Origin of the sequence: Alysiella crassa DSM 2578 (assembly GCF_000745955.1) — a bacterium.
GTDB classification, from domain to species: Bacteria; Pseudomonadota; Gammaproteobacteria; order Burkholderiales; family Neisseriaceae; genus Simonsiella; species Simonsiella crassa.
In genome coordinates, this window is the sequence record NZ_JQKH01000012.1 from 26,775 (window position 1) to 46,110 (window position 19,336).

The window sequence follows — 19,336 nt, forward strand, 5'->3', positions numbered from 1 at the left end:
GATTTTCAATATCTTGGTGCGTGGTACACACCCTACATTTGGGGTGGTGGATTTTTCAGGCTGCCTGAAAATCATTCATCACATTGCCCCAATAATTCTGCCAAACGTTTTTGTTTATCAAATTTGGCTTTCAAACAATGTGTGTCTTTTCGTGCGGTCAAAATGGATTGGCGCATTTGTGTTTGATAACCCTTTTGGTGCAAATAATGTTCAATGACACGTTGATGATTATTCAATGAAAATGAACCAATTATTTTGGGAATGGTTGTGATGATGTGTAAATGTTGTTGTTGAACACTGGCTTGTGTAGGTTGTTTTGTGTGGCGCACGGTCAAAACCACAATCATATTGTCTGTTCGTGCCAAATAGTAACCGTCTGCACCTGTAATGCCGACTGCAATGCTGGCAAGTTCATGAATATTTTGCTCCTGATAAGGGCGATGTTTGGCTTGGGTCAGCCATTTGATTTGATGATGTTTGCCGTAATCGCGTAACTTTTGGCTGTCGCGCAAAACATTCTCAGATAGCCCTGATTGTACATTTGCCCAAGCCCAAAGCCATGAACGGTCGCTTTGTGCATACGAACCAATCACTTGGGCATCAAATTCTTGTTGATTAAATTGAATTTTGCCTGTATTTAAATTTACTTGCCATTCAGGTTCGTTTCCAATTTTTTCCAATAATGTCCATTGTTTATCTGCGGCAATGCCAACATGGTTTTCCAATAATTTGTTTGGAATGGGTAAAGCATGAACATGACACACTGCGGTTAATAATAAAGTTAAAATGATTTTTTTCATGATTGCTTCACTTTCAGTTTGTAGGGTGCGTATTACGCACCGTTTTCTTTGATTTTTCAATATTTTGGTGCGTGGTACACACCCTACATTTGGCATGGTGGATTTTTCAGGCAGCCTGAAACCTATTTCGCCACCACCAAACTCAATACTTTTGCATGGCGACTGAATTTTCGTGTCAATAAAGGCAGCGTCAAATCATCGCCCACCGCGCTAAAATCGCCACCGTCCACGCGCACCGTCAGCCATTTGGCTTGGCGTGGAAATTCGGCAAATTGGCGCATTTCAATTTCGCTCATCGTGATTTGTTTCAGGCTGCCCCAGCGTTTTACCACTTCGCGCAAAGGCATTTTCGGGTGTATGCCGTCTGCCGTTTTGCAGGCTGCCGAAAAGGTTTCCAAAAAATCAATTTTGCCTGTGTCTTCATCAATATGGGCAAGGATTTCGGTTTGGCGATTGAATTGAATGGCGGTAAATAGTGCGCCTTCCGCATCACGGGTTGCGCTGAAACGGGCTTGTGGGAATTGGCGTTTCACTTGCGACAGGGTTTGCCCGATTTTCACGCCGCCCATGCCATTGGCGTGGATTGGGCAGGATTTTGGGGCAGCCTGAACGCTGGTTGCGGCAAATAATACAGTCAGCAAAATAATTTGTTTTTTCATTATTTTTTTCACTTTCAGGCTGCCTGAAATCCACAAAAACCCTATTGCGCCACTTCTTCTGCTGGCAAATTCATCACCGCAATACTGTGAATTTTCGCGCCTTCCTGATAATCGGTGGTGATTTTGGGCAAATTATTATCGGTTAAATCAAATGCGCCGCTATCGTCTATGCGGAATGAGAGTTCGGGCGGTTGCTGGTCAAATTCGGCGGTTTGACGCGCTTCGGCTTCGCTCATCACAATTTGTTGTACCGCGCCGTAAATTTGTTCTGCTTTGGCAACTTCCATAAATGGGTGTACGCCCTGTTCGGTTTTGCAGGCTGCTGACGCGGTATCCAAATAGGTAATCGGGCTATTATCGGCGGCGGTGGCTTGGCTGCTGTCGGTGTAGGCGAAAATCTGAATATCGGGCGTGAGCTGAATAGACGTAAACGCAATGCCTTCATTGTCCTGCAATGATTTAATCAAGGCTTTAGGGAATTGTTGGCGCACTTGCTCAATGGTTGTACCAAGCGGTATGCCTGCAATGCTGTTGCGGTCTATTTCACATTTTATGGGGGCGGGGGCTTGGGCTGTTACGCTGGCAGCCGCAGGGGTGTCTTCGTCTTCGCTGCCACAGGCGGCAAGCAGGGTTAAAGCTAATAGGAGTGCGATTGGGCGCATATTTGTCTCTAATATAAACGATCTTTTTTTATTTTTAGGGAATGTGTGCATTTTGGCAAGAGCTTTGTGTAAAAAAATTTAAAAATACGCAAAGAATATTGTTTTATCAAAAAATATTCAATTTCTCCCAAAAAACTTCAGGCAGCCTGAAAATCAGTTTTCAGGCTGCCTAAATAATTTCAATTATTCAAATAATATAAATTATTCAATTAATTATGAACTAAAGTACCTTCGTCTTCGCCCAGCACCACGCGTTTGAGCGCACCTGTTTTGGAAATGCCAAACACCACAATCGGCAAATCGCGTTCACGGCACAAGGTAAACGCGGTCGCGTCCATCACTTTTAAATTTTTCTCAATGGCTTCATTAAAGGTAACGCTTTGATAACGCATGGCATTGGGGTCTTTTTTCGGGTCGGCGGTGTAAATGCCGTCCACATTGGTGGCTTTGAGCATCACATCACACGCCATTTCCGCACCACGCAACGCCGCCGCCGTGTCGGTCGTGAAAAACGGGTTGCCCGTACCCGCCGCAAAAATCACAATTTTGCCTTCTTCCAAATACTGAATGGCTTTCGGGCGCACATACATTTCGGCAATTTGCTGCATGGACAAAGCGGATTGCACCCGCGCCGTTGCGCCCATGCTTTCCAACGCTTCTTTGAGTGCCAAGGCGTTCATCACAGTCGCCAACATGCCCATATAATCGGCGGTGGCTCTGTCCATATCGCCAGCTTGCGCCGACACACCACGGAAAATATTGCCGCCGCCCACCACAATCGCCACTTCCACGCCTAAATCAGATACTTCCTTGATTTGTTGCACTGTTTCTTTAATGGTTTCGCGGTTAATGCCAAAAGGGTCATTGCCCATCAAAGATTCGCCAGATAATTTCAGCAAAATGCGTTTGTATTTCAGTGCCATTTCTTTTTTTCCTGTAAAACGATGAAAACGGCGCAATTATACGCGTTTTTGCCGCACATTTGAGTGATTTACACAACAGTTTATTGTATTCAATCAAAATAAACTTGCTTTTCAGGCAGCCTGCAAAAACGCGTCCACCGCCGCCGCATTTGCCAAAATCAACGCGCCCGCCGCCGCCATTTCCGCCCACGCCGCCGCCACCGTGTCCGCCGCCATGCCACGACACGCCGCCTGATTCACCACCACACACCAATCGCCGCCACGCAATAATTGTAAAACCGTTGATTTAACACAATAATCAGTCGCCAAACCGCCCACCAACACCGTCCGCGCCCTACGCGCCTGCAACCATTCCAACAAGCCCGTACTCAAACGCTCTTGCACATCGTGAAAACACGCGCCATAAGGGTGTAATTCGGGCGACACGCCTTTCCACACGCAGAAATCGTAATCCGTTTCGGCAGGCAAATTATCCAATAATTCAAATCCATACGTTCCCACCATAGCGTGCGCCACCCATTTTTCAGGCGCGTTCACCAAACCTGTGGGCTGCAAAATCTCGTGGCGATGGGCGCACAACCACGCGGCGTGTGGCGAATGCGCGTCTTTGGTCATCACACGCAAATCCGCCAAAGCGGCTTGTGCGTTGAGTTCCGCCACAATTTCATCGCCGCCAATAATGGGCAATTCATCGGGACAAAGTGGCGTAAAGGTTTTTTGAGCATCTACATCAATGGAAACAATCATTTATTTTCCTTTCACAAATATTCAGGCAGCCTGAAACCATATTCCCCTTATACCGCAAATCGCCCAATCTCGCTACAATCTCATTTCCCCCAAATCCAAATTCTCCCACCCATGCGCCGCCATTTATCCACACTCGCCATCTGCTTTATTCCGCTAACGTTTCTCGCCATCACCATTATTGCGCCGCTTCATGCCATGCTGCGTTATGACGACACCAGCCCACTGTGGCGCGAAATTTTAAGCGACCCGTATTATCAACACCGTTTAGGGTGGACGATTTTTCAGGCTGCCTTCACCAGCGTGTCCACCCTATTGCTCGCGCTACCCATCGGCTGGAGCTTGGCGCGATTGCAATTTTTCGGGCGCAATCTGATTCAAAAACTGATGATGTTGCCCTTTATCATGCCCACGCTGGTGGCGGGTGTGGGCGTGCTTGCCCTATTTGGCGAACACGGCGTACTCTGGCAAGGTTGGCAAGATACACCTTATTTATTGATTTACGGCAATATTTTTTTCAATTTACCCGTTGCCGTACTCGCCGCCCAACACGGCTATCAATCCGTCCCCGCCTACCAACTCGCCGCCGCCCAAACATTCGGCGCAAACGCATGGCAACGATTTTATCTCATTGAATTGCCTGCCCTAAAAAACTGGCTGATTGGCGCAGGCTGCCTGATTTTTCTGTACTGTTTTTCAGGCTTTGGGCTGGCACTTTTGCTGGGCGGGCAACGCTACGCTACCGTAGAAGTGGAAATTTACCAACTCATCGCCTACGAATTGGACATGAGCCGTGCTGCCGTTTTGGTGTGGCTGGTGCTGGGCGTAACGGCTTTGGCGGGCGGCGCGAGCGCGTGGTTGGGTCGCCGCCATTTGGTTGGCAAACCCATTTTCAGGCAGCCTGAAACGCCACACGGCGCGGCACAATACGCCATCTTATTCATTTCAATAATTTTATTAACACTATTTTGTGCCTTACCCTTGCTGGCGGTCGCATTTCAGGCTGCCCAATTTAGTCGCCATATTGGGACAATTTTCAGCGCAAACGAAACCTTATTCGCCTTAAAAAACACATTAACATTCACAGGTTTAACTCTAATCGCCGCCACCTTACTGGGTTTTACCCACGCGGCGATGGCGCGGCGCGTGGCGTGGTTGCGCGGCATGACTTTTTTACCGTTTATGATTTCGCCTGTGTGTTTGGCGTTTGGCGTGTTACTCGTCTATCCTGATTGGACAGACAGTTTAATCATGCTGATTGCGCTTTACACCCTAATCGCCTATCCCTTTGTAACCAAAGATATTTTAGCCACATGGGACACGCTGCCCAGCCACTACCCACAAGCCGCCCGAATGCTGGGCGCAAGCCCAATTCAGGCAGCCTGCAAAATCATGTTTCCCCTATTGCGCCCTGCGTGGCGGCGTGGTTTGAGTTTGGCAGCCGCCACCTGTATCGGCGAATTTGCCGCCAGCCTATTTTTATCGCGCCCCGAATGGACAACGCTCACCACCCTGATTTACCAAAAACTCGGCAAAATCGGTGCAGAAAATTATCAACATGCGATTGTTTTAACGGGATTATTAATGGGCTTGGCGGTAGGGGTGTTTTTATTATTGGGGAATGGGTATGGCGGGCAAAATAAGGGGACAGAATAAAATCAGGCAGCCTGAAAAGCGAGATTTCTCCACTTTTCAGGCTGCCTGATTATTTTTTAATTTTGAATTCAGTATACGACAAAAATCACAGTAGGGTGCGCCATGCGCACCAAATATGCCAGAATACTTAAATTATTCAGCCGCTTGGTGCGCACGGCGCACCCTACATTTTGGGTGTTTGTAAAATTGTCGTGTACTAAAAATTTTGAATAATTTAATTCTGCCCTTTGCGCTTATCCCACCACGCAAACAGATTCCCCAACACAGTCCCCGACACCGAATGCCAAATACACGCCACCGCCGTTGCCACTGCCGATTCCGCGTTGGTTGGGAAAAATTTCGCGCTCAAACCCGTTGCCAAACCTGCGTTTTGTACGCCGACTTCAATTGCCATCGTGCGTTTTTTCGCCGTGTTCATGCCACACAACGCACCTGCATAGTAACCCAAGAAATAACCGCCAATATTGTGCGCCGCAATCGCCGCCACCATCACCACAGCCGATTCCATAAAACGATGTCCATGCACCGCCGCCACGCCACCCACAATGCACGCAAACGCCAATACCGCCACCGCAGGCATCACGCTACGCACATCTTTAAACCACGCTTTTTTGTCCAGCAACATATTGGCACCCGAACCCAAAACCACAGGCAATAAAGTTACCAACAGCATAAATTTAAACATGCCCCAGCCGTCCATTTCCACCGTTTGTCCGACCAAAACGGTCATCCACAATGGGGTCATCACAGGGGCTAAAATGGTGGAAACCGTAGTCATGCCCACCGAAAACGCCACATCGCCCTTTGCCAAAAAACTCATAATATTAGACGACACACCCCCAGGACAAGAACCCACCAACACCAAACCCAAAATCAGCCCGTCCGACAAATTCAAACCTTTGCCAATCGCAATCGCCAAAAGCGGCATAATCGTGTATTGCGCCACCGCTCCGATAAAAATATCCAAAGGACGTTGTGCCAAAATGCGGTAATCGTCCTTACCCAAAGTCATGCCCATGCCGAGCATAATCAAGCCCAACACCAGCACTTGCACATCGCCTTTGACCCATGAAAAGGTTGCGGGTTCAATCATGGCAATCACCGCCGCCAAAATAATCACGCCTGCGGTAAAACGGGTTAATTGCTGGCTAATTTGAATGAAGAAAGACATTTTGTTACCCTTTCATGATGATTATCAAAAACGGGTTTTATCATAACGTATTTTTACTTATTTTAAAATAAGGTAACAAAAAATGAGTTAATGAGTTCAGGCAGCCTGAAAACACATTCATCATCATGTAAACAAGGTTTAAGCCCATGCTCACGCCCACACATTGCGATTTATTCAAGCAACCCTTTTTCCAATTTGCCCAATTAAAACAATACTGCCCTGAACGCATAGCACCCCTAAAATCCGCCTACAAAAACGCATGGCAAGATTGGCGCGATGAGATTGTTCAGGCAGCCTGCGAATTGGGCGAACCCTTCGCACCGCCACACATTGAACGCTGGTGCAATGGCTGGCAAGTTCGCGCCCATTTTTTCGCCTATTTCAAATACGCCCAATATGACAATTCGGCAGCGATTTTATCGGTTCTGCTCAACCGCCGCCGTTTGACAGTATCATTGGACTGGCACGCGTATCGCGCCAATCGTTCGGCATACAGTTTGGCGCAATACAATCAATGGCTTGATATTTTAGACATACCCACTTGGGGCGATTTTGACATTTGGCATGGCAATGACGATGAATATGCCGATTATCCGCAACTCGCCACGCTGCCTGAAAACGGCTTGAATTTGCGCGACCCAAACGATTTTTTCTGTATCGGCAAACATTTGGCACGCGATGATTTGGCAAACCACAATAGCCTTGAATTTATTGTGGCAACAATCAGGCAATTATTGCCTTTGTATGAGCAAATTCACATTCAGGCTGCCTGAATGTGTCGCAATCAGCCTAAGTTGGCTTTCCGAACCTACCTACGCTTGCTGCGTTTGCTATTATCTTAAAAATATAAAGAAAATCATGGAAAAATATGAATATATTTTTATAAATGATAAAAATATTGATACAAAGTTAGAAAATCCATATGAATTATGGAAAAAAAGAATTTGTATTGCCATAACTACTATTTTAATTACTATGGTTTTTTTTGGTATGATTATTGTGAATTGGTTACCTGACTATTTAGCCGAACAATATGCCAAAGAAAAACTTAATATTAAAACAGGTTGTTTATATCAAATTAATACTGGCATAAGAAATAATGTCGCATTTAAAATAGAAGACGCCACATTATATACATATTATATTCAAATACCTAATACCAAAAATAAAGAACTCCCCCATTTGGAACCAAATAAATGCTTTACTGTTCAATACATAGAAGTAGATTTAATCATCTACAAAAAAAACTATGTTTATAATTTTTAAGCCATGTAGTCATGTAGGTTGGGTTGCCAAACCCAACTCTTTAACGATAACAAAAATATGGGGTTTGACAACCCAACCTACCCAAATAATCATTCAGGCAGCCTGAATTGCCCACCGCTAGGTGTTTTCAGGCTGAAACCTTTGCAAAACTCGGTTCGTAGGGGCAGATTTCATATCTGCCCCGTTTAGGCTTGTAGAAATTTTCATTTTTATCAATAAATTGAAAAAGGGGCGAATATGAAATTCGCCCCTACGTCAGTTTTAAAGTGGATTTTGCAAAGGTTTCAGGCTGCCTGAATTTTTATTTCAACATTTCAACGCAAAATCAAGCCACTTTCCCCTCCAAAAAATCCTGCGCGAAACGTTGCAGCACGCCACCTGCCTCGTAAATCAGCACCTCTTCCGCCGTATCCAAACGACAGGTAACAGGCACTTCCACCGTCTCCCCATTTGTGCGATGAATGCACAAGGTCAAATCGCAACGCGCTTCACGTTTGCCAATCACATCAAAGGTTTCCGTGCCGTCCAGTTGCAAAGTGTGGCGGTTTACACCCGCTTTGAATTGCAATGGCAACACGCCCATGCCAATCAAATTGGTGCGATGAATGCGCTCAAATCCTTCCGCCACAATCGCTTCCACACCTGCCAAACGCACGCCTTTTGCCGCCCAGTCGCGGCTGGAACCTTGCCCATAATCCGCGCCCGCAATGATGATAAGTGGTTGTTTGCGATTCATATAGGTTTCAATCGCTTCCCACATACGCATTACTTTGCCCTCTGGTTCCACACGCGCCAAAGAGCCTTGTTGGGTTGTGCCGTCTGGGTTTTTGACCATTTCGTTGAACAGTTTGGGATTGGCAAAGGTGGCGCGTTGGGCGGTCAAATGGTCGCCACGATGGGTCGCGTAGGAATTGAAGTCTTCTTCGGGCAAACCCATTTTTGCCAAATATTCGCCTGCCGCGCTGTTGGGCAAAATCGCGTTAGAAGGCGATAAATGGTCGGTGGTGATGTTGTCGGGCAAAATCGCCAAGGGGCGCATGCCGCGTAAAGTGCGTTCGCCAGCCAATGCGCCTTCCCAATAGGGCGGACGGCGAATGTAGGTGGATTTTTCGCGCCATGCGTACAGGGGCGATGGCGATTTTTCGGTGTCGTTGGCGGCAAACATGGGTTCGTAAATTTGTCTAAACTGTTCGGGTTTCACAAATTTTGCCACGATTTCGTCAATTTCTTCATCGCTGGGGAAAATGTCTTTTAAGCGGATTTCGCGTCCGTCTTCTGCCACGCCCAACACGTCTTTTTCAATGTCAAAACGAATGCTGCCTGCAATCGCGTATGCCACCACCAAGGGCGGACTTGCCAAAAACGCTTGTTTGGCGTAGGGGTGAATGCGTCCGTCAAAATTGCGGTTGCCCGACAACACGGCGGTGGCGTACAAATCGCGGTCAATGATTTCTTGTTGAATTTCAGGGCGCAATGCGCCGCTCATGCCGTTGCAAGTGGTGCAGGCAAAGGCAACGATGCCAAAGCCCAATTTTTCCATTTCAGGCAGCAATCCTGCTTCTTTTAAATACAATTCTGCCACTTTTGAACCAGGGGCAAATGAGGTTTTGACCCAATCTTTTTTCTTTAAACCCAAACGGTTGGCGTTTCGTGCCAACAATGCTGCCGCCACCACATTGCGCGGATTGGAGGTGTTCGTGCAAGAGGTAATCGCGGCAATGATGACTGCGCCATCGGGCATTTTGCCGTCTGTTGGGGTTTCGTAGGGCTGCGCCAAGCCTTTGGCTGCCAAGTCGGCGGTGGCAAAGCGGGCATGTGGGTTGCTCGGACCTGCCATATTGCGCGTTACGCTGGACAAATCAAATTGCAGCACGCGCGGATAAACGGCATTTTTCAGGCTGCCTGACCACAATCCTGCGGTTTTGGCGTAGTTTTCCACCAATTTAACTTGTTCGTCATCGCGCCCAGTTAATCGCAAATAATCAATGGTTTGTTCATCAATGGAAAACATGGCGGCGGTTGCGCCAAATTCGGGGGTCATATTGGAAATGGTGGCGCGGTCGCCAATGGACAAACTGCTTGCGCCTTCGCCAAAAAATTCCACAAACGCGCCCACCACGCGTTCTTTACGCAAAAATTCGGTTAAAGCCAACACAATATCGGTGGCGGTAATGGTGGGTTGGCGTTTGCCTGTCAATTCCACGCCCACAATATCAGGCGTACGCAACATGGACGGCAAGCCCAACATCACGCATTCCGCTTCCAAACCGCCCACGCCCACGGAAATCACGCCCAGCGCGTCCACATGGGGGGTGTGCGAATCCGTACCCACGCAAGTGTCGGGGAACGCCACGCCATTTTTCACTTGAATCACGGGCGACATTTTTTCCAAATTGATTTGGTGCATGATGCCGTTGCCAGCAGGAATCACGTCCACATTTTCAAAGGCGGTTTTTGTCCAGTTGATGAAATGGAAACGGTCTTCGTTGCGGCGGTCTTCAATTTCGCGGTTTTTGGCGAAGGCGTTGGGGTCATCGCCACCGCATTCCACCGCAAGAGAATGGTCCACGATAAGCTGGGTTTGCACAACGGGATTGACTTTGCTGGGGTCGCCGCCTTTTTCGGCAATGGCATCGCGCAAACCTGCCAAATCCACCAAAGCGGTTTGCCCCAAAATATCGTGGCAAACCACACGCGCGGGATACCATGGAAAATCCAATTCTTGCTTATTTTCAATCAATTGGCGCAACCAAGATTGCAAAGTGGGCAAATCCACATTGTCGGCACGATTGACCAAATTTTCCGCCAAAATGCGACTGGTGTAGGGCAATTTGTCGTATGCGCCTGCCTGAATGTCATCAATGGCTTGTTTGGCATCAAAATAATACAACTGGCTGTTGGGTAAGGGTTTTTTGTAGATTTGATTTGGATTCATGGTTTATTTCCTTTGTGTTTTTCTTGTGGTAAATTAAAACTACTGGGTACTGCAAAACTGGGGGGCGTAGGTTGGGTTGTAAACCCAACATTTTTGCCGTGATTTTATGATGTTGGGTTTGCAACCCAACCTACATTTTTTTGGGTTTTCAGGCTGCCTGAAAGATTTTATTCTTGATAATAAACACAATCCAATAACGCCATTCTGCCACACCAAGCACATTTTTCTTCTTCATTTTGTGGCTCTTCGCTGTTGAACCAAGCGGTATCATAGAAACGCTGTAAAACTTCAAACCAATAGCGTTCTGCCGTCATATTGGATTTTTTAATACCCAAATCATCACAAATTTTATGGCGATTTTTATTATTAAAACAAATAAATAAATCAGGGCGTTTCATACTTAACAAACGCGTAGCCGTTCCCAATGAATTGGGTTTATCGCTAAATTGCGGTGTAGATTGATAGATTTCAATATAATCAAAAAATGCTTGTTCCGAAACAGCACCAAAGAGAGGAATTTGGTTAATCGCTTGTGCCAACATGGAACTGTTTTCATTAATCGCATTCTTAAATTGACCATTACCAATCATACTACCAAACCAGCCCGATTTGCCTCGTCCAGTTCCCGCAATAAATTGACGGTTTGGCAAATCCATTTTAGAAAAATCATCGTTATTCAAAAATAATTCATGTGTAAACGCCAATATCTCCAATCGTTCCGTAAATCCATGATGAATATCTTTTTGAATAATATTAAAATATTCATGCCAAGAATAATTCAAAATATCAACATTTAAAATGCTTTTTTCCATATTTTTATTATTATATTGATTGCTTAAAGCATTCTGTTCTTTTTGGCGGAAACGATATAGCTGTTGGTATTTTTTAATTTCTTCCAATGTTAAGTAGCTAGCATCATTGAAACAATCTTTTAAAAAATCAATAATTTGTGAAAAAAATTTCGTTTCACTGTCATCACTACTTATCAAAATAGTACTTTCAATGTTTTTTCCATTGAATGCCGCATTTGTAAAATTGGCACTTCCCATCAAAATTGCCCAATCGGTTTCATCATTCCAAAATACATATATTTTGGGATGAAATACACCATTGGTTTGTTTCATAAATTTGATATTGTGATGATTTTCAAAATCCCATAAAACTCGTGGGTCTGTTTGATAAAAATGTAGACCAATAACTGAAAATTGAATTTTATGTTGATGTTTTTCCAGTAATTCTTGAAATGCAATATGTTGCGAACTCGCCCACGCTGTTGCAAATGCAATATTTGTATAAATTTCGCTCAACTCAATAAATTTATTGGTTAATTGATTGGCTTTTATGATGAATTTCATATTTTAGTTCCTTTCTATTTTTCAGGCAGCCTGAAAACCTCATCTGCGCTCTGGCACGGGCAAATTGCCAACTTGAATTGCCAAATCACGATGATTCAATTTATCCGCAATTTGACGCGCTGTGTCGCGGTCGGCATGGTTGCCAACGTCCAATAAAAATTTTTGCAATTCAATATCATAGCGTAAAACAAATGCTTTCACGCCTGCTTGTCGCAAAGTTTCAGACAATTCATCTTGTTCACGCAAAAACTGTTGGCGCGACTTTTTCGCTTGGCGAATCACCACATGACGGCGCATTTTTGGGCTTAATGATTTCAGCCACGCTTGGCGATTTTGATTATCGGCAAACAAAACAATGATTTGGAACTTGGGTTTGCGCTGAATGTACATGTCGCCATAATTGGGGTCGTTTTCGCGCTCCAAACGCTCGGATAGGGCAACAATATTGTCTATCCCCTTATTTTGTTTGGATTTTTGATTTTTGGCAAAACTGGGTTGCGTTGCCAACATCATCACGCCAAGCCATACAATCTTTTTGATGATTTTGGACATTTTCATCTGTTTACAAAATGATTTTGTGGTAACTTTCTCGTTCAATATCTTGCATTTGCACGGTAATTTGTGTGCCTGTGGGCGTGTATTCAGGCAGCTTGGCGGCAATGGTTTGGGCAAGATTTTGGCTTAATTCGGCTTTGATTTCTGCCTTGCGCCCCGCCATCAAATGCAAAGTCAAATGCACAAAACCGCTTGCTTTTGTGCCGCCCACACGGTAATCGGCATGGGATTGGGCGCGGATTTTGATGTCTTGTGGGTCAAATTGTCCGCTCTGAACAAGGGTTTCGTGCAAGGCGTTGAGCGTTTCGTCAAGGGGCAAAGCGATGTTGTTGGCGTATTCTACAAGCAAATGAGGCATGGTTTTTTCTCTTTAAAATCAAGTTAAAATAACGCGAATTCGGGATAAAGGTAATTGATAAATTTAAGTAACTTTGCTCCCTCTCCCTGTGGGAGAGGGCTTGAGAGAGGGAACAGATTGCAGGCTGCCTGAAACATCATTTCACGTTCCATTCATAATTGAGCCAATCGCGGTTTTCGTGTGCGCCCAAGCGTTGATAAAAGCGCAAACCGCCTTCATTCCACGGCGCGACCGTCCATTTGATTTGCGAACAGCCATGTTGTTGCGCGACTTCGTGCAAGGCGTACATCAATTTTTCACCCACGCCTTGTCCGCGATAAGCTTCTGATACATAAAGTTCTTTCATGTAAATATTGGGGCGATTTTGCGCGGTGTAGGGCAAAAAATAATACACCAGCATACCTGCAATCGTGCCGTTGTCGTCTGCCACCAAGCTGTGAAAATCGGGCGGATTTTTGCGAAAACCGCTTTGCAACACGATTTCTGGCGTAATGGCAAAGCTGTCAATATAATGTTCAAAAATCGCCAATTCTTTCATTAATTCAAATAGTTGGGTAACGTCTTGTTCTTTTGCAAAGCGAATGTGCATTTTTGTGTTTCCTCAAAATGTGTTCAGGCTGCCTGAAAAATGGTTTTTCATTATAACGCATTCAAAACAAAGCGAATTAAACCATAAGCCAACCACCACATCATCAGCGCAATCGCCATTTCCAAAATCTGCCAAGCGCGTGGTTTGGCAAAAATCGGTTTGAGCAAACGCGCCCCATACGCCAATCCAAAAAACCAAATAAATGAAACGCTTACCGCACCCAACAGAAAATACGGTTTTTCCTGTGCCGCCAAACTGCCCGACACGCTGCCAATCAACACCACCGTATCCAAATAAACGTGCGGATTGAGCAAGGTAATGGCGAGCGTGGCAAGCGCGGTTTGTTTCAGGCTGCCTGAAACTTCTGCATTTTCAGATATTTGCAAAGCATCATGTTGTTGCACCAATGCGCTGCGGCACGACCGAAAACCGTACCACAACAAAAACATCGCCCCCAAAATCGCCAGCACAACCGAAGCCGTTTGGCTACGCGCAATCGCGCCACCCAGCCCCAACACGCCCACGCTAATCAAAGCAAAATCGCAAAGAAAACAAATTGTTGCCACCGCCAAAACGTGTTGTTTCAACAATCCTTGTCGCAACACAAAAGCGTTTTGCGCCCCAATCGCCATAATCAATCCGCCTGAAATCATCGCGCCTTTTAAAATCATTTGCCACATCATTTTGTCTTTTTTCCGTTTGATTTAATGATTTTGTAATCATACTACAAAATGGGTTTGGGGCGACTCGGGTTTTTGAATCAAGATGATGAGAAAATGTAGGGTGCGCCGTGCGCACCGTTTCTAAAAAAATTCAAATATTTGTGTGATATTTGGTTGGTGCGCACAGCTCACCCTACTATTCTATTCCCAATCTTCAATATGGGGTAAATCCATGTTTTCGCCCCAATTTTCATCGTAAAAACCATTTTTCACATAACGATGAAATGTGGAATATTGCCAATCTTTTGTTTTTTCAACCAAATTGTGCTTAACTGGATTAAAATGCATGTAATTCAAATGGTTGTATAAATCTTGTTCATTACGAATCAAATGTTCGTAAAATCTTCTTTGAAAAATGCCTTTTTCGTTTCGCAATACTTTGGATAAACTTAAATCATCATCACGCAAATGATATTGTGGGCATAATTTTGTGGTTTTGCGTTTGATAATACTCCATATTTTACTAAAATCATGATTTTCTTGTTCAAAATTTAAAATACAATGCAAATGGTCTGGCAACTGAACCCACGCAATAATTTTAAAAGGATATTGTTTTCTCACTTCTTGAATGGATGTTTTGAATGCGCTTAAAAAATCGGGTTTACAGAAAATATTTCGGCGTTCAAATGCAACCAATGTGAAAAAATACATCGTGCCTGAATAATAACGTAAATAATTCGACATATTTGTAGGGTGTGCCGTGCGCACCAATCTGTTGAAATAATTGAGATTATCTCATAATTTGGTGCGCACAGCGCACCCTACAATTTTTTAACGCTCGCCCATCGGCACAAATGGCGTGTCATCGGGTCCTGTGTAATTCGCGCTGGGGCGAATGATTTTGCCGTCTGCGCGTTGTTCCAAAACGTGTGCGCTCCAACCTGTTGTGCGTGAAATCACAAACAATGGCGTAAACATCGCGGTTGGTACGCCCAATTTTTGATACGACACCGCGCTGAACCAATCCAAATTGGGGAACATTTTTTTCTCGTCCCACATCAACGTTTCCAAGCGTTCGGCAATGTCAAACAAGCGCATATCGCCTGTTTCTTTGCTCAAATCGCGTGCCACTTCTTTAATCACCACATTGCGTGGGTCAGAAATGGTGTAAACGGGGTGTCCAAATCCGATGATGATTTCTTTACGCGCAATGCGTTCACGAATGTCGGCTTCGGCTTCGTCTGCGCTGCGATAGCGTTTTTGAATGTCGTAAGCCACTTCGTTTGCGCCACCGTGTTTGGGACCTTTGAGTGCGCCAATTGCACCTGTGATGGCAGAGTAAATGTCTGAACCTGTGCCTGCAATCACGCGGCTGGTGAACGTGGAGGCGTTAAACTCATGTTCTGCATACAAAATCAGGCTAACGTGCATGGCTTTGATGTGGCTTGCGCTGGGGCGTTTGCCGTGCAACATGTGCAAGAAATGTCCGCCAATGCTGTCTTCTTCGCTTTCCACGCTGATGCGTTTGCCGTTGTGCGAATATTGATACCAATACAACAACATACTGCCCAAACAGGCAATCAATTTATCGGCAATATCACGCGCTTCGCTGGCGGGTTGGCTTTCGCGTTCGGGGTGCACACAGCCGAGCATGGACACGCCTGTACGCAACACGTCCATGGGGTGCGTGTGGGCGGGCAGGCTTTCCAATACCTGAATCACGCGAATGGGCAAACCGCGCAATGATTTCAATTTTTGCTTGTAAGCCGCCAATTCAAATTGATTGGGCAAATGTCCGTGAATGAGCAAATGGGCGACTTCTTCAAATTCGCAATGTTTTGCCAAATCCAAAATGTCGTAGCCGCGATAGCTCAAATCGTTGCCCGAGCGACCTACGGTGCAAAGCGCGGTGTTGCCCGCCGCCACGCCCGACAGGGCTACGGATTTTTTGGGTTTGAAAGCAGGGGTTTGGGTTTCGGTACTCATGGTTGTGTTCCTTTAAACAAAAGTGAAAAAGAAAGTGGAAAGATGAGTTTTTACTGCGGTTTTACTGCTTTTTGATTTTCAGGCTGCCTGAAAGTCCGAGCGGACGGCAATGTGTGTTGTTGCAGGCTGCCTGAAAATAGGTAGGTTGGGTTATAAACCCAACATTTTAGGTATTCAAACTGACGAAATTGTTGGGTTTACAACCCAACCTACACGCTGACTGAAAACAAAATTTAGGGTACAGACAACACAGCACAATTACACAAATCTGAACTCTCAAAAGCCGTCATTTCACCCGCTTTCAAATTGGGTACAGGAAATAAGCGAACTGTTAAAGGTTTATTCAAGCGAAATGCCATTGTGCCTGTATCACGCATAATTGCTGCAATTTTATCTAATGGTGTATCCCCTTCAATCGGCACAGTATCCAAACCAATGCCACACACACTGCTGTATGTCAGTAAAGAACGAATGTCAAATTGTCCTTCACAAGTTGCTGCAGCCAAACCTTTATCTTCGGTAACTGCCAACATCAATCCTGAAAAACCAAGCATTTGAGTATTTTCTAATGATTTAAATACCCGTGTTAGCAAAGATGAAACTTCCACAGTTCCACTAGCCCCAAAATGGGGTACACCCAATAATTGATACAATTCGGTCATAGAAGTACAATTTTTAGATGGTGCTGCCGAAGTATCCATACCAATGTATTTCCAATCATCATCAAGTGTGATGGATTGAATTATTTCTTGAATTTGTTGAACATGAAATTGCAAAGCATCGCGCATTGCCACAAAAGCAGCCTGCATTTTGCTAGCATAGTTTTTAGGCAGCCTACACTTATGTAACGCAGCAGCCAATAAATCTGGAGTTTCCAAACCCAATACCAAACAATTGCCACATTCGCCATTATGATAACTAGCTGGGAAATAAGGAATAAATGATTGGCAATTAAAATTCACTGTAAAATTAAAATTACCTTCTCCGCGTGGTGTTATTTGCGCAATTTTTTCCACTATCTTCACAGATAATTCAATTAACTCATTGTCTAAAAAACCATTTTCATCACTTGGAATATTAACACAAGCATTACATAAATCGCCATATTCTGCAATTAAGTCAGGCAATAAAGCAATTTCATGAGCAGTTTTGGCTTCACCAATCGCAAAACGGATGCGTAAACCATTTTGATTAAGTTGGTTAAGAATATTGCGAATTTTTTCCAACCCCAAAGCCGCACTCTTGGTACTTTGACAATCCAAATATTCTCCAAAAGGATTACTGACAATTCTAATGGATTGTACGATATAGCCTTGTTTTATCAAAACTTCTGCCACATGGTCGCACTGCGATTTAGCATTTGCCAACACCTGTTGCCATTGCGTTTCATCATTGGGTAAAACAGTAAATGCGGTAATGGCACGAATACGACATAATTCTTTGTTTTGTAAATAAATATCAACCATGATTTCATCTCAAAAATATTTTTCAGGCTGCCTGAAAACAAAATTTCAGTGAAAAAAGTTTACAAAAAGCCAACAGCGCATTTTCAAAAAATGTCTGTTTTCCCTCTCCCTAGCCCTCTCCCAATGGGAGAGGGGATTTGGGGGCAATGAATTATTTGTTTTGGCTAAACAATTCGTCCAGCTTATTTTCAAAATCGTGGTAATTTAAAAATTCGTAGAGTTCCGCACGGGTTTGCATGGTGTCCACCACATTGGCTTGCGTGCCATCACGCATAATCGCTTGATACACACCCAAAGCCGCTTTGCTTGCCGCTCGGAAAGAAGACAGGGGATACAGCACCAATTTCACGCCATTTTCAGCCAGCTCCGCTTGGGTGTAGAGTGGTGTTGCGCCAAATTCGGTGATGTTCGCCAAAACAGGCACTTGCACCGCTTTGGCAAATTGTTGATACATGGACAATTCGGTCATCGCTTCGGGGAAAATCATGTCCGCACCTGCTTCCACACAGGCTTGGGCGCGTTCAATCGCCGCATTCAAACCTTCCACCGCCAGCGCATCGGTTCGCGCCATAATCACGAAATTGTCGTCCACACGGGCATCTACGGCAGCCTTAATGCGGTCTACCATTTCCGCTTGTGAAACAATGGCTTTGTTGGGACGATGACCACAGCGTTTTTGCGCCACTTGGTCTTCAATATGCACCGCCGCCACACCAGCGCGTTCAAAATTGCGAATGGTACGCGCAATATTGAATGCACCGCCCCAACCCACATCAATGTCCACCAAAAGTGGCGTGTCCACATTGTCGGTAATGCGTTTTGCGTCAATCAACACATCTTCCATCGTGGTGATGCCCAAATCGGGAATGCCGCACGAACAAGCCGCCACGCCGCCGCCCGACAAATAAATTGCTTTGAAACCGCTCGCGGTTGCCAAACGCGCAAAATACGCATTCACACAGCCCACCACGGCTAATGGATTGGATTCTTGAACGGCTTGACGGAAACGCAAGCCAGCAGATTGAATAGTCATGTGAATTGCTCCTGAAATGTATTTTTCTTATGGTGTTATGCTCTGTGATGAGCATGTAGTGCAATGTAATTAAAATTAATCCGATTGTGAAATTGAATTTCACAATGAAGAAATTTATTTTCATAAAAAAATTCAATAAAAGCAAAAGCATAATATTAAATTGCCCAATCTTAATTATTTTTAACAAAAAATCATTAAAATTGGGCAATAAAAAGCAATAAGATAATTTGCAAAAAAATAATATGGCGGCGTTTTTTCAGGCAGCCTTTCATTGCCCTACAAATTTTTGCTTGCCACCCACCTGTTCCCTCTCCTTTGGGCATGGGTATCTACACATCTTTTTACAATAAAATTAAAAGGTTATTTGAAATATCAATTCAATAGCCCTTAATTTTAGTTTCAAAATCACGCGTAACACGGCGAGATTTTGTCAGCTTGTTTTGAAATTTTTGTTGAAAAACAATCAACATAATCTCAAAAAAAGATGTGTAGATACCCATGCCTTTGGGAGAGGGT

Annotated in this window: 19 protein-coding genes; 3 read left to right on the top strand and 16 right to left on the bottom strand. The window is 44.7% G+C overall.

What is annotated here, in order from left to right:
• Nucleotides 1–71: 71 nt before the first annotated feature.
• From Q338_RS03370 to Q338_RS03390, 5 genes are all read right to left on the bottom strand, one after another.
• Nucleotides 72–800: a DUF6882 domain-containing protein gene (locus Q338_RS03370; protein ID WP_034291941.1), complete on the bottom strand. Its 729-nt coding sequence runs from the start codon at nucleotides 798–800 to the stop codon at nucleotides 72–74.
• Nucleotides 801–922: 122 nt separating this feature from the next.
• Nucleotides 923–1,459, bottom strand: a complete 537-nt coding sequence (locus Q338_RS03375; RefSeq protein WP_034291943.1) for a hypothetical protein — start codon at nucleotides 1,457–1,459, stop codon at nucleotides 923–925.
• 41 nt (nucleotides 1,460–1,500) lie between these two features.
• Nucleotides 1,501–2,121 (bottom strand): hypothetical protein, encoded by a 621-nt coding sequence (locus Q338_RS13685; protein WP_051968464.1) that lies wholly within the window; start codon nucleotides 2,119–2,121, stop codon nucleotides 1,501–1,503.
• A gap of 209 nt (nucleotides 2,122–2,330) precedes the next feature.
• Nucleotides 2,331–3,044 (bottom strand): UMP kinase, encoded by a 714-nt coding sequence (gene pyrH, locus Q338_RS03385; RefSeq protein ID WP_034291945.1) that lies wholly within the window; start codon nucleotides 3,042–3,044, stop codon nucleotides 2,331–2,333.
• A 111-nt stretch (nucleotides 3,045–3,155) separates the two neighbouring features.
• Nucleotides 3,156–3,791 carry an isochorismatase family protein gene (locus Q338_RS03390; RefSeq protein ID WP_034291947.1) on the bottom strand — a complete coding sequence of 212 codons (636 nt, stop codon included), beginning with the start codon at nucleotides 3,789–3,791 and terminating at the stop codon, nucleotides 3,156–3,158.
• A gap of 111 nt (nucleotides 3,792–3,902) precedes the next feature.
• Here Q338_RS03390 and Q338_RS03395 point away from each other — a divergent pair, with 111 nt between their 5' ends.
• On the top strand, nucleotides 3,903–5,444 hold the full coding sequence (locus tag Q338_RS03395; protein ID WP_051968465.1) for an ABC transporter permease: 1,542 nt from the start codon (nucleotides 3,903–3,905) through the stop codon (nucleotides 5,442–5,444).
• 214 nt (nucleotides 5,445–5,658) lie between these two features.
• Here Q338_RS03395 and Q338_RS03400 read toward each other — a convergent pair whose 3' ends face one another.
• Nucleotides 5,659–6,615 carry a bile acid:sodium symporter family protein gene (locus tag Q338_RS03400; protein WP_034291949.1) on the bottom strand — a complete coding sequence of 319 codons (957 nt, stop codon included), beginning with the start codon at nucleotides 6,613–6,615 and terminating at the stop codon, nucleotides 5,659–5,661.
• Nucleotides 6,616–6,761: 146 nt separating this feature from the next.
• Here Q338_RS03400 and Q338_RS03405 point away from each other — a divergent pair, with 146 nt between their 5' ends.
• Nucleotides 6,762–7,388: an HI_0552 family protein gene (locus tag Q338_RS03405; RefSeq protein ID WP_034291951.1), complete on the top strand. Its 627-nt coding sequence runs from the start codon at nucleotides 6,762–6,764 to the stop codon at nucleotides 7,386–7,388.
• An 85-nt stretch (nucleotides 7,389–7,473) separates the two neighbouring features.
• Nucleotides 7,474–7,881, top strand: coding sequence for a hypothetical protein (locus Q338_RS03410; protein ID WP_034291952.1), 408 nt, complete (start codon nucleotides 7,474–7,476; stop codon nucleotides 7,879–7,881).
• A 325-nt stretch (nucleotides 7,882–8,206) separates the two neighbouring features.
• Here the strand turns inward: Q338_RS03410 and acnD are convergent, their stop codons facing one another.
• From acnD to prpB, 10 genes are all read right to left on the bottom strand, one after another.
• A complete protein-coding gene (gene acnD / locus Q338_RS03415; protein ID WP_034291954.1) occupies nucleotides 8,207–10,816 on the bottom strand; it encodes a Fe/S-dependent 2-methylisocitrate dehydratase AcnD in 2,610 nt (869 codons plus the stop codon).
• A gap of 167 nt (nucleotides 10,817–10,983) precedes the next feature.
• The gene (locus tag Q338_RS03420; protein ID WP_034291956.1) at nucleotides 10,984–12,171 is read right to left on the bottom strand and encodes a phospholipase D family protein; all 1,188 of its coding nucleotides are present in this window, start codon (nucleotides 12,169–12,171) and stop codon (nucleotides 10,984–10,986) included.
• A 39-nt stretch (nucleotides 12,172–12,210) separates the two neighbouring features.
• On the bottom strand, nucleotides 12,211–12,723 hold the full coding sequence (locus Q338_RS03425; RefSeq protein WP_147293670.1) for a hypothetical protein: 513 nt from the start codon (nucleotides 12,721–12,723) through the stop codon (nucleotides 12,211–12,213).
• Between the two features lie 10 nt (nucleotides 12,724–12,733).
• The gene (locus Q338_RS03430; protein ID WP_034291960.1) at nucleotides 12,734–13,084 is read right to left on the bottom strand and encodes a 5-carboxymethyl-2-hydroxymuconate Delta-isomerase; all 351 of its coding nucleotides are present in this window, start codon (nucleotides 13,082–13,084) and stop codon (nucleotides 12,734–12,736) included.
• A 136-nt stretch (nucleotides 13,085–13,220) separates the two neighbouring features.
• Nucleotides 13,221–13,673 carry a GNAT family N-acetyltransferase gene (locus Q338_RS03435; protein WP_034291962.1) on the bottom strand — a complete coding sequence of 151 codons (453 nt, stop codon included), beginning with the start codon at nucleotides 13,671–13,673 and terminating at the stop codon, nucleotides 13,221–13,223.
• 50 nt (nucleotides 13,674–13,723) lie between these two features.
• Nucleotides 13,724–14,356, bottom strand: a complete 633-nt coding sequence (locus Q338_RS03440) for a LysE/ArgO family amino acid transporter (protein WP_244773418.1) — start codon at nucleotides 14,354–14,356, stop codon at nucleotides 13,724–13,726.
• Nucleotides 14,357–14,536: 180 nt separating this feature from the next.
• Entirely contained in the window at nucleotides 14,537–15,079 is a 543-nt protein-coding gene (locus Q338_RS03445; RefSeq protein ID WP_034291966.1) for an REP-associated tyrosine transposase, read from the bottom strand.
• Nucleotides 15,080–15,166: 87 nt separating this feature from the next.
• A complete protein-coding gene (prpC, locus tag Q338_RS03450; protein ID WP_034291968.1) occupies nucleotides 15,167–16,321 on the bottom strand; it encodes a bifunctional 2-methylcitrate synthase/citrate synthase in 1,155 nt (384 codons plus the stop codon).
• A 233-nt stretch (nucleotides 16,322–16,554) separates the two neighbouring features.
• Nucleotides 16,555–17,787, bottom strand: coding sequence for a DUF711 family protein (locus Q338_RS03455; RefSeq protein WP_034291969.1), 1,233 nt, complete (start codon nucleotides 17,785–17,787; stop codon nucleotides 16,555–16,557).
• A 151-nt stretch (nucleotides 17,788–17,938) separates the two neighbouring features.
• Nucleotides 17,939–18,820, bottom strand: coding sequence for a methylisocitrate lyase (gene prpB / locus Q338_RS03460; RefSeq protein ID WP_034291971.1), 882 nt, complete (start codon nucleotides 18,818–18,820; stop codon nucleotides 17,939–17,941).
• Nucleotides 18,821–19,336 lie beyond the last annotated feature (516 nt).

Coding starts and splice junctions, on each gene's coding strand:
- Q338_RS03395 (WP_051968465.1), top strand. CDS start 3,903: ATGCGCCGCCATTTATCCACACTCGCCATCTGCTTTATTCCGCTAACG.
- Q338_RS03445 (WP_034291966.1), bottom strand. CDS start 15,079: ATGTCGAATTATTTACGTTATTATTCAGGCACGATGTATTTTTTCACA.
- Q338_RS03400 (WP_034291949.1), bottom strand. CDS start 6,615: ATGTCTTTCTTCATTCAAATTAGCCAGCAATTAACCCGTTTTACCGCA.
- Q338_RS03430 (WP_034291960.1), bottom strand. CDS start 13,084: ATGCCTCATTTGCTTGTAGAATACGCCAACAACATCGCTTTGCCCCTT.
- Q338_RS03370 (WP_034291941.1), bottom strand. CDS start 800: ATGAAAAAAATCATTTTAACTTTATTATTAACCGCAGTGTGTCATGTT.
- Q338_RS03435 (WP_034291962.1), bottom strand. CDS start 13,673: ATGCACATTCGCTTTGCAAAAGAACAAGACGTTACCCAACTATTTGAA.
- Q338_RS03410 (WP_034291952.1), top strand. CDS start 7,474: ATGGAAAAATATGAATATATTTTTATAAATGATAAAAATATTGATACA.
- Q338_RS03425 (WP_147293670.1), bottom strand. CDS start 12,723: ATGTCCAAAATCATCAAAAAGATTGTATGGCTTGGCGTGATGATGTTG.
- prpC (WP_034291968.1), bottom strand. CDS start 16,321: ATGAGTACCGAAACCCAAACCCCTGCTTTCAAACCCAAAAAATCCGTA.
- Q338_RS03440 (WP_244773418.1), bottom strand. CDS start 14,356: ATGATGTGGCAAATGATTTTAAAAGGCGCGATGATTTCAGGCGGATTG.
- Q338_RS13685 (WP_051968464.1), bottom strand. CDS start 2,121: ATGCGCCCAATCGCACTCCTATTAGCTTTAACCCTGCTTGCCGCCTGT.
- Q338_RS03375 (WP_034291943.1), bottom strand. CDS start 1,459: ATGAAAAAACAAATTATTTTGCTGACTGTATTATTTGCCGCAACCAGC.
- Q338_RS03390 (WP_034291947.1), bottom strand. CDS start 3,791: ATGATTGTTTCCATTGATGTAGATGCTCAAAAAACCTTTACGCCACTT.
- pyrH (WP_034291945.1), bottom strand. CDS start 3,044: ATGGCACTGAAATACAAACGCATTTTGCTGAAATTATCTGGCGAATCT.
- Q338_RS03455 (WP_034291969.1), bottom strand. CDS start 17,787: ATGGTTGATATTTATTTACAAAACAAAGAATTATGTCGTATTCGTGCC.
- acnD (WP_034291954.1), bottom strand. CDS start 10,816: ATGAATCCAAATCAAATCTACAAAAAACCCTTACCCAACAGCCAGTTG.
- prpB (WP_034291971.1), bottom strand. CDS start 18,820: ATGACTATTCAATCTGCTGGCTTGCGTTTCCGTCAAGCCGTTCAAGAA.
- Q338_RS03405 (WP_034291951.1), top strand. CDS start 6,762: ATGCTCACGCCCACACATTGCGATTTATTCAAGCAACCCTTTTTCCAA.
- Q338_RS03420 (WP_034291956.1), bottom strand. CDS start 12,171: ATGAAATTCATCATAAAAGCCAATCAATTAACCAATAAATTTATTGAG.